The organism is Halomonas sp. ANAO-440 (assembly GCF_019915905.1).
In the GTDB taxonomy this organism is placed as follows: Bacteria; Pseudomonadota; Gammaproteobacteria; order Pseudomonadales; family Halomonadaceae; genus Halomonas; species Halomonas chromatireducens.
The window spans coordinates 275,305-288,140 of sequence record NZ_JAHXBV010000004.1 but is presented as its reverse complement, the minus strand read 5'-3'; the positions used below and the strand labels follow the sequence as shown (position 1 = coordinate 288,140).

The following is a 12,836-nucleotide window of genomic DNA, read 5'->3' as shown; positions in this document are numbered from 1 at the left end:
ACGTCAGGGAGACCTTCCAGGCTTTCAGTGTGGTTGAGTCGCGGCATGATGTGTTGACCTGGATCACTCAAGGGCAAGTTAGTGCGGGATGGTGTTGCGAAATGAGGATTGTCAGCAAGACTGATAGGGCCTGTTCATGATGGAGCCCTGCATGCCCCTGCGACCTCGCTATGGTGACCTGCTGCTGATCGTCCTCATAATCCTGCCGCTGTTGGTGGCGCTGCCGCGCTTGGGGGGACTCGGTGGGCCACCTGAACTGTGGCTGACCTGGGTGGGCCGAGTAACTGGCATCCTTGGGTTGGCCATGATGCTGCTGGCGGCAGCGGTGAGCATTCGCCTGCCGGGTACGGATCGCTGGTTCGGCGGGCTAGCCCGGCTGTGGCGGCTTCACCATTGGTTGGGTTTCACCGCCTTCATTTTGGTGATGGTACATGTCCTGGCATTGGGGTTGGCGGCGGTACCGGCCTCCCTGGATGCAGCGGTGGCGACCCTTTTCCCGCCGCTTTCACATGGCGCGACCTGGCTGGGTTGGTTGGCCTGGCTGGCCATGGTGATTTTCCTTGCGCCCACCTTCGACTTCTTCGGCCAGCCCCACTACCAGCGCTGGAAGCGTCTGCACCTGGTGTCGGCGGCGGCGCTGCTGCTGGGGCTTGGGCATGCCTTGCTGCTGGCCGGTGAATCAGCGCTTTGGTGGCTGCTGGGGCTGGCCGGCATCGGCGCTATCGTCTGGCGCAAGCTGGTGTCACCGCGTGTGGCGCGGCATCCCTACCGTGTCGAAGCGGTAGAGCGGCTGGCGCGCGGCGTGGTCGAGCTGGTATTGCGTCCCGAGGGCCGGCCCATGGCCTACGAGGCAGGGCAGTTCGTCTACCTCACGCCGCTGGACGAGAGGCTTTCCGCCGGGCGCGGCGAGGAGCATCCTTATACCATCGCTTCGGCGCCGTCGGATTCTCGCCTGCGCATTGGCATCAAGGACCTGGGTGACGCCAGCCATGCCCTGCAGACGGTGGAGCCGGAGACCCGGATTCTGATCGAGGGCCCCTACGGTGAGTTCTATGGCCGGCACTTTCCAGAGCGTGATCAGCTTTGGATCGGTGGCGGTATCGGTATTACCCCTTTTGTGGGCGGGGCACGCGACATTGCCGAGCGAGGATTGACCGATGGGCGTGTCCACCTGTTCTATCTCGCGAACAGCCCGGAGCGTGCCTACTATCGGGAGGAGCTTGAGCGCATTGCCGCGGGCCATGAGTCCTTTGCCTTCAGCCAGCACTATTCCAGAGAACGTGGGCGGCTGGACGAGGCCTACCTGCGTGAACACTGCCCCGACTTTACCGAGCGAGAGATCTATGTCTGTGGACCTCCCGCCATGAATGCTCACCTGAAGCAACTGCTTGCCGGGCAGGGGATTCCCGCTTCACGTATTCACAGCGAGGTCTTCGACTTTCTATGACGCTCAACAAAATTGCATACTCCGCCTTCATTGCCTTCATGGCGAGCCTCTTCACCATGGTCTCGGTCAACGCGTTATCGAGCGGCGAGCGTGACGAGGCCGCCGACGATGAGCTGGATGCCATCACCCTGGATGAGCTGGCCGAGCACGATGGCGCCGAGAGCTGCTGGAAGGCCATTCATGGCAGGGTCTACGACGTCACCGACTACATCCCCGACCATCCTACCGACGAAGAGATAATGCTGGAGTGGTGTGGCAGAGAGGCTACCGAAGGCTGGGACAACAAGCGTCCCGACGTGCCCCATAGCCCGCGGGCCGAGGGTATGCTCGAGGAGTACCTGGTCGGGCGTCTGGTGGACGAGGAGGGTGAGCCGTTCGAGTCCGAGGCCGCCACCGAACCGTCCGATACTGTCAGTCAGGACACCGACACTGACGAGGCGCGCTTATCGCCTGTCGATGACGAACGGCTGCACCGAGCGCTGCTTGGCCTGCCGTTGGATGGCCGCTACCGCGGTGTGTTCAGTGACGGCGGCGAGATGCAGGTCAACGTGCAGTTCGACCTGCGCGACGGTCGGCTGTCGAATGTCAGCTATCGTCACCTGGCCTACCGTGGGGTGGACTATCTGGCACTGGAAGAGGGCGACGAGCTCTACCCGGTTATGGTGCAGCACCAGCAGATCACCGAGCGGCTCGAGGGCGAGCCCGTGACGCGCGTCTTCGCGCTCTACGAGCCCGAGCGTATGGTCGATGACATCGATGGCTACAGTGGGGCCACGCTGCGTGGTAACAAGGTGATATCGGCCATTCGCGATGCCTTGAACCGAGGCGTCTACTCCTGGCCTTGATCATGCCAGGGAGTCGCCTCGCGCCTTGCGTTGAGGGCGGCTCCCTCGCCAAATCCGCCGGCATGCGGTAAAGATAGGAGCCACAACGAATACATCTATTCGGAACGATCGCATGCCCAGTCCTCCCCCGGCGGAGAGTCGCGAGCTCTTCGGTGCGTCTCTGCCAGTCTCCACCCAGTGCCGCCAGCTCGTCCACGAGCAGGTTCGCCTGCTCTACGAGCGGCTGTGGCAACCGGTGCTGGCTAGCGTGTTGGGAGCGTGCCTGCTGGTCGCCGCCATGTGGCCGTTGTTACCGGCTACTCTGCTGATCGGATGGCTGGTTGTACTGGTCTTCGTCTCCTCGGGTCGCCTGGGGCTTGCCTGGTATTATCATCGCCAGCCGGCCAGCCGACGTCATCAGCGTTGCTGGCTGCGGCGTTTCGCCTGGGGGGCGGGGATTGCCGGCGCCGTGTGGGGCGCTGCGGGGTTGCTGATGTTCACCATGGAGCATCAAGGACAGCTCGCCGCCCTGACCATCGTGCTGACCGGAGTCGCCGCGGGTGGCATGACGACGCTCTCTTCGGTGTGGTGGGTGGCCCCTGTCTTCATCCTGCCCGCCTTGCTGCCACTGCTGGGCCAGCTGCTGTTCCAGGGCTCGCCGTTCTCCTGGTTGCTCTCTGCCATGGTCGTGCTGTTTCTGGGGCTCCTGCTGACGGTCAGCCGTCGTCTTCACCATATCATCAGCGATAATATCGCCCTGCGCCTGGCTGTCACCTCGCGGGAGTCGCAGCTGCGTGAGAGCGAGAGCCGCTATCGCGCCATCTTTCGTCATACGCCCCTGGGGGTGATGCACTTCGACGGAGAGGGACGGGTCGTCGACTTCAACGAGAAGTGTCTGGAAATTCTCGGAACCACTTGGGAGCGCCTGCAGGGCTTTAACCTGCTGGAGCAAGCGGAGGACAAGCGGGTATCCGGCGCGGTCCGCCAGGCGCTGGTCAGCGGTACCGGCTATTATGAAGGAACCTATCGCGCCATTCTCAGCGGCAAGCAGACGCCGCTTCGTGCCTTCTACAATGCGCTGCGCAATGAAGCAGGTGAGATCGTCGGCGGCGTGGCGCTGATCGAGGATTTCACCGAGCGTAAGCGAGCGGAAGAGACCATCCATCGGCAAGCCTACTTCGATCCGCTGACCGAGCTGCCCAATCGCCGCCTGCTGATAGAGACCCTGGCGTCCACGATTCGGGATCGCCGCGATGACGGCCGACTGGGTCTGGTGATGTTCCTCGACCTCGACCGCTTCAAGATGATCAACGACTCACTGGGTCACAGCGTCGGTGACGAGCTGCTCAGGCAGCTCAGCAAGCGGCTGCTGGTCTGCATGCGCGACGGGGACATGGCGGCGCGCCTCAGCGGCGACGAATTCGTGGTGTTGGTGCCGGCTTTGTCGGGCGACCGGGAGGCCGAGCTGGTGCGGGCCGAGCAGATGGCGAGAGAGCTGCTCTCCTCACTGCGCAAGGTCTATGATCTCGCGGGCCAACGAATCAGCGTCACACCGAGCATCGGCTATACGCTCTTCCCACTTGCCGCCGATGATGACGTGGGTGATGTGCTGCGCCATGCCGATACTGCCATGTACCAGGCCAAGGTCAAGGGTCGGGCCCAGGTGTGCGGCTATGAACCATCGATGCAGACTCAGATCACCTGGCGGCTGGAGATGGAGCAGGCGCTGCGCAGTGCACTGACCGAAGACCAGCTCTTTGCTCAATACCAGCCCCAGTTGGACCAGGACGGGCGGATATTCGGTGTCGAGGCGCTGATGCGCTGGCAGCACCCCGTCCATGGCTGGATATCGCCGGAGGTCTTCATTGCCATCGCCGAGGAGAGCGACCTGATCGTCGAGCTCGAGACCTGGATGCTGGATAGTTGCTGCGAGTTGTTGACCCGGCTGCCGGCCGAAATGCTGCCTCGTCTGTCGGTCAACATCAGCGTGCGGCACTTCACCCAGCCTGGATTCGTCGAAGGCGTGACTTGGGTTCTGGGTACCCATGGCATCGACCCGTCGCGGCTGACCATTGAACTGACAGAGAGCATCATGATCGACGGTCTCGGTGAAGCCGTCGACCGCATGCATCAGCTCAAGCGGCTGGGGGTCAATCTTGCGCTGGACGATTTTGGTACAGGCTTCTCTTCACTGACGTACTTGAAATGCCTTCCACTGGACGAATTGAAGATCGACCGCAGCTTCGTCAGTGACCTCGACTCCGACAGCAACGATGCCGCCATCGTCGAGACAATACTGGCCATGGCGCAGCATCTCGGTATCGAGGTCGTGGCCGAGGGTGTCGAGAATGAGGCCCAACTGGACTTCTTGTTGGCTCGCGGCTGTCGCCGCTTCCAGGGCTATCATTTCCATCGACCCATGGCCATCGAGCTGCTGGAGCAGCTTCTCTCCCGCTGCCAGGAATCGGCCGGCTCCGGTCAGATCACCGACTGATCAGCCCAGGCCACCGCTTGCCCAGAGCCAGGCGGCGATCAGCATGAAATGGCCGGGGTACCAGGCCAGCCACAGCCGGCGTGGCATGGCGCTCGGAACGCTCGGCGTGAATCGGTGGGCGCCGGCGGCGAGCCACAGGACCACCAGGCAGGTGGCCACGGTGAAGGACTTGGCCATGTCGGAGCTGTTCATCAGCCCGGCCACCACCAGCACCGGTGCTGCCAGGGTAACGGCAAGCAGGCGTTCCCCCAGCGCTTCGCCGGCGCCGTGCAGCTGATGGAAGGCGAGCATGAGCAGCGGAATCAACAGCAGGCCCCGGTGCCCGTATTCCACCCAGTTGCCGGCCACATACCAGCCCAGCAAAGAGACGCCAAGACCCAGTGCCAGCGTCACATCCAACTTACCCTGCAGATACCGCGCCAGCAGGCTGCGCAGCCAGATGCCCCAGGCCAGGCCCAGCGCCAGGGTGAAGCAGACATTGAGAATGAAGGCATCCGATGCCCGGGGCATCATCATGTAGGGCAGTTGGGCCACCAGGCCGATCACCAGGATACGCCGGGCGTAGCGCAGGGGGTTGCGGGTATTGAACAGCCCGTGCCAGGCGACCATGGCGGCGAAGAGCGGGAAGGCGATACGTCCGATCGACGACCCTGCCCAGTCGAGCTGCCAGCCTGCAGGCAGCACGTAGCGGGTAAGATGATCGATGGTCATGGTGGCGAGTGCCAGCCACTGGCCCCAGGCGGTCCAGGTGGAAACGGGGCGATCCGACCCCGCGCTGGCGGCAGCCTGTGTGGTCATCTTGACCTCCCTGTCGATGACGAAAAAGCAATAAGAACAACGCTCTTATGACCGGAACGCAGCGGGCAAGTTCCTGGCGACAAGGGGCAGAGCATGGAGAAATACGGCAATGCGCAGTGGCTTCGGTTTCGATCTCCGCAGCATGGAAATTTTCGTCGAGACACTGGAACAGGGAAGCCAGAGTGCGGCGGCCAGGCGGTTGGGGCTCAAGCAGTCCTCGGTGTCCCAGAGCCTGGCCAACCTCGAAGAGGGAATGGGGGTGACGCTGTTCAAGCGCAATACAAGACCGCTGGAGCCGACCAGCGCGGGCCGCTTCTTCTACGACCGTGCCCGGCGGCTACTGGAGGAGGCACGCAGCACCCGTCGTGAACTGGTGTCGGGTGCCTTCGGCCAGCTGCACCAGGTTCGCCTGGCGCTGGTCGACTCGCTGGCCACCGCGGTCGGCCAGCCGCTGATCGAGCTGATCAAGCGCTATACCCGCGACTACACGCTGACCACCGGGCTGTCACATATGCACAGCCATGCCCTGCTGACCCGCCATGTGGATATCATCGTCTCCGACGACCGACTCGAGAACTACGACGGCCTGGAGCGCCATGCGCTGCTAAGCGAACCCTTCGTGCTGGTGGTACCGCTTGGCTGGACGGGGCCGCTGGACAACCTGCGCTGGATCGCCCGTCAGCTCGATTTCGTGCGCTATACGCCGCAGTCGCTGATCGGCCAGGCCATCGAGCGCCATCTGCGCTTGAACAAGCTGGAGCTGCCGGCCCGCCTGCATCTCGACAACACCTTTGCGGTGCTGCGACTGGTCAGCGCCGGGGCCGGCTGGACCATCACCACGCCGCTGTGTCTCTACCAGGCCGGGCTCGAGAATCTCAAGGTCCAGGTGGCGCCGCTGCCGGTGGCGCCGCTCACCCGGGAACTGACCCTGGTCTCGCGTCGCGATGAGCTGGGCGACCTGCCCGCGCTATTGGCCCGGGACAGCCGCCGCCTGCTGGAGCAACGTTTCCGCCGCCAGCTCGACCAGGCCCTGCCATGGCTCTCCGAGGCGGTTTCTACCCGCTCCTGAGACCTCAGATGGTGCACTATCGTTTTTATCGATAGTCCCAGCCCAGCCAACACCGATGCTCTTTGCGGTCCGGGGAAAGAGCGGCCAAGACTGAAACGCAATGTTTCAAGCCGCACAGGGTTTTCCCCGAGATGCCAAGAACAATAAGACGCTATGTGCGCCTCGTCGACCGCCTCAATCGCGGGGTGGGCCGGGTGATCATGTACCTGGTCTTCGTCATGATGGGGCTGCTGCTCTATGCCTCCTTCTCGCGCACGGTGCTCAACAGCCCGCTGATGTGGGGCGTGGAGATGTCCCAGTTCATGCTGGTGAGCTACTACCTGCTGGGCGGGGCCTATGCGATGCAGATGGGGGCCCATGTACGCATGGATCTCTTCTATAGCCGCTGGACGCCTCGCACCCAGGCGCTGGTCGACGCCATCACCATCCTCTTCCTGATCTTCTTCCTGGTTACGCTGCTGCTGGGCGGCATCTCCAGCACCCAGTACGCGCTGCAGTACGGGCAACGCAACTACTCTGCCTGGGCGCCGCCGCTGGCGCCGATCAAGATCATCATGTGTATCGGCATCCTGCTGATGCTGCTGCAGGCCGTCGCGACCTTCTTCAAGGATGTCGCCACCGCTCGCGGGCAGGACATCTATGCGGAGGATGCCGAATGAGCTACGAGATGATCGCGCTGATGATGTTCTCGAGCATGATGCTGCTGCTGTTGACCGGCCAGCGGGTGTTCGGCGTCATCGGTTTCGTTGGCGCCGCCTCGGCGCTGCTGCTGTGGGGCGATGGCGGCGTGGAGATGCCGTTCAATGCCAGCTTCGTGCTGATGAACTGGTATCCGCTGCTGACCCTGCCGCTGTTCGTGTTCATGGGCTACATGCTCTCCGAGTCGGGCATCGCCGGCGACCTCTACGAGATGTTCCATGTCTGGATGGGCTCGCTGCGGGGCGGCCTGGCGGTGGGCACCATCGGCCTGATGGTGGTGGTCTCGGCCATGAACGGCCTGAGCGTGGCCGGCATGGCGATCGGTGCCAGTATCGCGCTGCCCGAGCTGCTGCGCCGCGGCTACGACAAGATCATGGTGACCGGGGTGATCCAGGCGGGAAGCTCGCTGGGCATCCTGGTGCCGCCCAGCGTGGTGCTGGTGCTCTACGGCATGATCGCCCGCCAGCCGGTGGGCAAGCTATGGCTGGCCGGGGCCATTCCGGGGCTGATACTGGCCGCGCTGTTCGTGATCTATATCGTGGTGCGCTGCCGGCTGCAGCCGAGCCTGGGGCCGGCCCTGCCTCCGGAGGAGCGCAACATGAGCCTGGGCGCGAAGCTCAAGTTGCTGCGCGCGGGTATCCTGCCGCTGCTGATCTTCTTCTCGATGACCGGCCTGTTCCTGATGGGGGTCACCAGCCTGGTGGAGAGCGCCGCCTATGGCGCCTTCGCGGCGACCCTGGCGGCGCTGTTCAAGGGGCGCCTGACCCGGGCCGTGATCGAGGTCACGGTGCGCCGCACCCTGGGCATCAGCTGCATGTTCATGTGGATCATCCTAGCCGCGCTCAGCTTCGGCGCCGTGTTCGACGGCCTGGGGGCGGTGCGGGCGATCGAGAACGTCTTCCTCGACCGCATGGGCCTCGGCCCCTGGGAGATCCTGCTGATGATGCAGCTCTCCTACATCCTGATGGGCATGTTCCTCGACGATACCGCGATGCTGGTGATCGTGGCGCCGCTCTATGTGCCGCTGGTGGTGAGCCTGGGCTTCGACCCGGTGTGGTACGGCGTGCTCTACACCATCACCGTGCAGATCGCCTACATGACGCCACCGTTCGGCTACAACCTGTTCCTGATGCGTGCCATGGCGCCGCCGGAGGTGTCCCTTGGCGACATCTACCGCAGCGTCTGGCCGTTCGTGATGATCATGCTCCTGGGGCTGGGCCTGATCACCGTCTTCCCGCAGCTGGCGCTGTGGCTGCCGGAGCTCTACTACGGCTACTGACGCTTTCCTGGTGCCTGGCCGTGGGCAAGTGAAACAACAACAAACCAGATCGGGAGAATGATCATGACCAATCGCAACAGACGGGACTTTCTCAAGAAGGCCGGGGTCGCTACCGCCGCCACCGTGGGGGCGGCCACCGTCGGCGCCCCCTACGTCCACGCCCAGTCGCGTGCCCCCATTCGCTGGCGCATGCAGACCTACGCCGGGCCGGCGTTGGCGGCCCACGTCATCAAGCCCTCCATCGATGCCTTCAACAAGGCCGCCAACGGCGAGATGGAGATCGAGCTCTTCTATGCCGACCAGCTGGTGCCCACCGGTGAGCTGTTCCGTGCCATGCAGCGCGGCACCATCGACGCGGTGCAGAGCGACGACGACTCCATCGCCGCGCCGGTGGATGTGTCGGTCTTCGGCGGCTACTTTCCCTTCGCCTCGCGCTACAGCCTGGACGTGCCGGCGCTGTTCCACCACTACGGCCTCAAGGAGATCTGGGAGGAGGCCTACGCCGAGATCGATGGCGTCACCTGGCTCGGCGCCGGCGCCTGGGACCCCTGCAACTTCGTGACCCGCGACCCGATCCGCAGCCTGGAAGACCTGCGTGGCAAGCGCGTCTTCACCTTCCCCACGGCGGGGCGCTTTCTGAGCCGCTTCGGCGTGGTGCCGGTGACGCTGCCCTGGGAAGACATCGAGGTCGCCATGCAGACCCGGGAGCTCGACGGGATCGCCTGGGCGGGAATCACCGAGGCCTACACCGTCGGCTGGGCCGACGTTGCCAGCTACTACCTCACCAACAACATTTCCGGGGCCTGGGCCGGCTCCTACTTTGCCAATTCCGATCGCTGGAACGAGGTCCCCGAGCACCTGCAGACGCTGTTCAAGCTGTGCATGGACAATTCCCACTACTATCGGCAGCACTGGTATTGGTGGGGGGAGGCGCACTATCGCACCACCGGTGGCAAACTGGAGCTGACCTCCATCCCCGAGGAGGAGTGGCAAACCCTGGAGGATGCGGCGCTGGAGTTCTGGGACGAGATCGCCGAACAGAGCGATCGCAATGCGCGGGTGGTGCAGATCCTCAAGGATTACCGCCAGACCATGCAGCAGGCCGGTCCTCCCTACCGCTACAGCTGAGCGTCAGGCAGTGAACCCGTGGGGCAGGCGGCGCTTGCCGCCTGCCCCGTCCAGCCATCGCCGGGGCATCGAATGACAACAACAGGGCAGCAGAGGGAGAGACCATGAGCCGACTGCAGGCAAGAGAGATCAAGAGTGCGGAGGATGCCCGGCGCATCGTCGAGGAGCGCGGCCTGAGCCACGTCAAGGTCGGCCTGTTCGATATCGACGGGATCATGGTCGGCAAGTACATGCGCCGCGACAAGTTCTTCCATGCGCTGGAGGAGGGCTTCGCCTTCTGCGACGTGGTGCTGGGCTGGGACAGCAAGGATGAGCTCTACGACAACGTCAAGTACACCGGCTGGCACACCGGCTATCCGGATGCCGGCCTGAGAATCCTGCCCGACAGCTGTCGCGACCTCGCCTGCGAAGGCGACATGCTGCTGTTTCTCGCCGAGTTCACCGGCCCCGCCGAGGCGATCTGCCCGCGCGGGCTGCTTCGGCGCGTGCTGGCCAAGGCCCGCGAGATGGGCTTTATTGCCCATGGCGCGCTGGAATACGAGTTCTTCCTGTTCCAGGAGACACCGGAGTCGATCCGCGAGAAGGGCTTTCGCAACCTCAAGCCGCTGACGCCGGACATGATGGGCTATTCGATGCTCAGGAGTTCGGTGCACAGCGAGCTCTATCACGAACTGCTGGCGCTCTCCGAGGCGATGGATTTCCCCATCGAAGGCCTGCATACCGAGACCGGCCCCGGCGTGCTGGAAGCGGCCATCGGCGTCGACGAGGCGCTGGCTGCCGGCGACAAGGGGGCGCTGTTCAAGACGTTCACCAAAGTGTGGGCGCAGCGTCGCGGCCTGATGGCCACCTTCATGGCCAAGTGGTCGCCGGACTACCCCGGCCAGAGCGGTCATATCCACCTGTCGCTCAATCACATCGACAGCGGCGAGTCGGCCTTCTTTGATGCCGACAAGCCGCACCAGATGAGCGAGATCCAGCGTCACTTCGTGGCCGGGCAGCAGCAGCTGATGCCGGAGTTCCTGGCCATGTTCGCCCCGACCGTCAACAGCTATACCCGCCTGATCCCCGGCTTCTGGGCGCCCACCGATGCCACATGGGGGGTGGAGAACCGTACCACGGCGCTGCGGGTGATACCGGGCAGCGCCAAGTCACAGCGGGTGGAATATCGCCTGGGCAGCGCCGACGCCAACCCCTACCTGGCCCTTTCCGCGGCGATCGGTGCCGGCCTGCATGGCATCGAGCAGCGGCTCGAGCCGGGCGAGCCGGTGAGCGGCAACGCCTACGAGCTGACCCACCCCGCCAGCCAGGCCCTGCCGCAGACCCTGTGGGAAGCCGCCCAGCGGCTCAAGGCCTCGGGGCCGGCACGGTCCCTGTTCGGCGACGACTTCGTCGAGCATTTCTCGGCCACGCGGGAGTGGGAGGAAAGACAGTTCCGCAGGCATATCACCGACTGGGAACTTGACCGCTATTTCGAAATTATCTGAGAGAGGGCAAGCCCCGATAGGTTTATGCGGCCTGGGCGTGCCCAATTACTTAGCGGCAGGGGCAGGCAGGAGCGGCGCTGGGGGCAGGTCGTAGCGGGGGTCTTCTTCCAGGGAAGGAAGAAGTAGCGTCCAGGGAGGGATTCAAAGCGCCCCCGCGGAGACCTGCCGCCGGATTAGCCGGGGGCCGTGTCGCTCGCTACTGGAAGGAAAGAGAAGAATATGGCCATACAGAAGACGATTTCCCCCGTTGACGGCTCGGTCTACGTCGAACGGGAACAGGCCGATCCGGCCCTGGTGGAGGCGACGCTGGCGCGGGCGGGGACGGCGCAGCGGGCCTGGCGCGACGTGCCGTTGTCGGAGCGCGCCCGGTATTGCTCGCGCATGGTGGATGCCTTCGTGGCGCGCCGCGACGAGCTGGCCGAGGAACTGACCTGGCAGATGGGGCGGCCGATCGCCGCCGCTGCGGGCGAGATCGGTGGCTTCGAGGAGCGGGCGCGCACCATGATTGCGTTGGCGGACGACGCGCTGGCCCCCATCGTGCTCGAGGACAAGCCTGGCTTCACCCGCTACATCACCCGCGAGCCGCTGGGGGTGTCGTTCATCGTCGCGCCCTGGAACTTTCCGTTCATGACCGCGGTGAATGCGGTGGTGCCGGCGATCATGGCTGGCAACACGGTGATCCTCAAGCACTCGGCGCAGACACCGCTGTGCGCCGAACGATTCCAAGAGGCCTTCGACGAGGCCGGGCTGCCGGAAGGGGTCTTCCAGCACCTGCATCTCTCCCACGAGGCCACCGAAGGCCTGATCCAGGACCGCCGCATCGCCCATGTCTCCTTCACCGGATCGGTTCCCGGCGGGGCGATGGTAGAGCGCAACGTCGCCGGGCGTTTCATTGCCACCGGGCTCGAGCTGGGCGGCAAGGACCCGGCCTATATCCGTGCCGACGTCGACCTGAATGCCGCCGTCGACGGGGTGATGGACGGTGCCTTCTTCAATTCGGGCCAGAGCTGCTGTGGCATCGAGCGTCTCTACGTGCATCGCGACATCTTCGATGCCTTCGTCGAGCGTGCCGTGGCCTGGGTCAGGCAGCTTCGGCTCGGCAATCCCACCGACCCGGCCACCTCCCTGGGCCCGCTGGTGCGGCCGGCGGCGGCGGATTTCGTGCGCGGCCAGATCGAGGAGGCGGTTGCCGCCGGGGCCAGGGCCTGGATCGACCCCGGCGACTATCCGCTCTCGGTGCCGGGCAGCGCCTACCTGGCACCCCAGGTGCTGACCGGGGTCGACCACTCGATGCGGGTGATGACCGAAGAGAGCTTCGGTCCGGTGGTGGGCATCATGGCGGTGGACTCCGACGACGAAGCCGTCGCATTGATGAACGACAGCGACTTCGGCCTCACCGCGGCGGTGTTCACCCGTGACAGGGCCATCGGCGAGGCGCTGGCCCATCGGCTCGACGCCGGCACCGTCTTCACCAACCGCTGCGACTACCTCGACCCGGAGCTGGCCTGGACCGGGGTCAAGCAGTCGGGGCGCGGCTGTTCCCTTTCGCGGCTGGGCTACGAGACGCTGACGCGGCCCAAGTCCTTTCACCTCAAGCATGCCTGAACGGGCAGC

Annotated in this window: 10 protein-coding genes; 9 read left to right on the top strand and 1 reads right to left on the bottom strand. The window is 64.5% G+C overall.

All coding sequences use genetic code 11. The features are described 5' to 3' along the window. Positions 1-151: 151 nt before the first annotated feature. From KZO25_RS04585 to KZO25_RS04575, 3 genes are all read left to right on the top strand, one after another. A complete protein-coding gene (locus KZO25_RS04585; protein WP_223136044.1) occupies positions 152-1,447 on the top strand; it encodes a ferric reductase-like transmembrane domain-containing protein in 1,296 nt (431 codons plus the stop codon). Then, on the top strand, positions 1,444-2,292 hold the full coding sequence (locus tag KZO25_RS04580; RefSeq protein WP_223136043.1) for a cytochrome b5 domain-containing protein: 849 nt from the start codon (positions 1,444-1,446) through the stop codon (positions 2,290-2,292). The genes KZO25_RS04585 and KZO25_RS04580 overlap by 4 nt, the downstream gene beginning before the upstream one ends. Before the next feature lie 112 nt (positions 2,293-2,404). Next, positions 2,405-4,765 (top strand): putative bifunctional diguanylate cyclase/phosphodiesterase, encoded by a 2,361-nt coding sequence (locus KZO25_RS04575; protein ID WP_223136042.1) that lies wholly within the window; start codon positions 2,405-2,407, stop codon positions 4,763-4,765. Here KZO25_RS04575 and KZO25_RS04570 read toward each other — a convergent pair whose 3' ends face one another. Further along, complete coding sequence (locus KZO25_RS04570) at positions 4,766-5,563, bottom strand: TraX family protein (RefSeq protein ID WP_223136041.1); 798 nt, start codon at positions 5,561-5,563, stop codon at positions 4,766-4,768. It abuts the gene before it with no gap. 109 nt (positions 5,564-5,672) lie between these two features. Here KZO25_RS04570 and KZO25_RS04565 point away from each other — a divergent pair, with 109 nt between their 5' ends. The 6 genes from KZO25_RS04565 to KZO25_RS04540 all read left to right on the top strand — a co-directional run bounded on the left by KZO25_RS04565 (position 5,673) and on the right by KZO25_RS04540 (position 12,827). Next, on the top strand, positions 5,673-6,632 hold the full coding sequence (locus tag KZO25_RS04565; protein WP_223136040.1) for a LysR family transcriptional regulator: 960 nt from the start codon (positions 5,673-5,675) through the stop codon (positions 6,630-6,632). A 131-nt stretch (positions 6,633-6,763) separates the two neighbouring features. Beyond that, the gene (locus KZO25_RS04560; RefSeq protein WP_223136039.1) at positions 6,764-7,291 is read left to right on the top strand and encodes a TRAP transporter small permease subunit; all 528 of its coding nucleotides are present in this window, start codon (positions 6,764-6,766) and stop codon (positions 7,289-7,291) included. Then, entirely contained in the window at positions 7,288-8,610 is a 1,323-nt protein-coding gene (locus tag KZO25_RS04555) for a TRAP transporter large permease subunit (RefSeq protein WP_223136038.1), read from the top strand. The genes KZO25_RS04560 and KZO25_RS04555 overlap by 4 nt, the downstream gene beginning before the upstream one ends. 63 nt (positions 8,611-8,673) lie before the next feature. Continuing rightward, a complete protein-coding gene (locus tag KZO25_RS04550) occupies positions 8,674-9,738 on the top strand; it encodes a TRAP transporter substrate-binding protein (RefSeq protein WP_223136037.1) in 1,065 nt (354 codons plus the stop codon). A gap of 104 nt (positions 9,739-9,842) precedes the next feature. After that, positions 9,843-11,222, top strand: a complete 1,380-nt coding sequence (locus KZO25_RS04545; RefSeq protein WP_223136036.1) for a glutamine synthetase family protein — start codon at positions 9,843-9,845, stop codon at positions 11,220-11,222. Between the two features lie 219 nt (positions 11,223-11,441). Then, positions 11,442-12,827, top strand: a complete 1,386-nt coding sequence (locus KZO25_RS04540) for an aldehyde dehydrogenase family protein (protein WP_223136035.1) — start codon at positions 11,442-11,444, stop codon at positions 12,825-12,827. Positions 12,828-12,836: the final 9 nt, after the last annotated feature.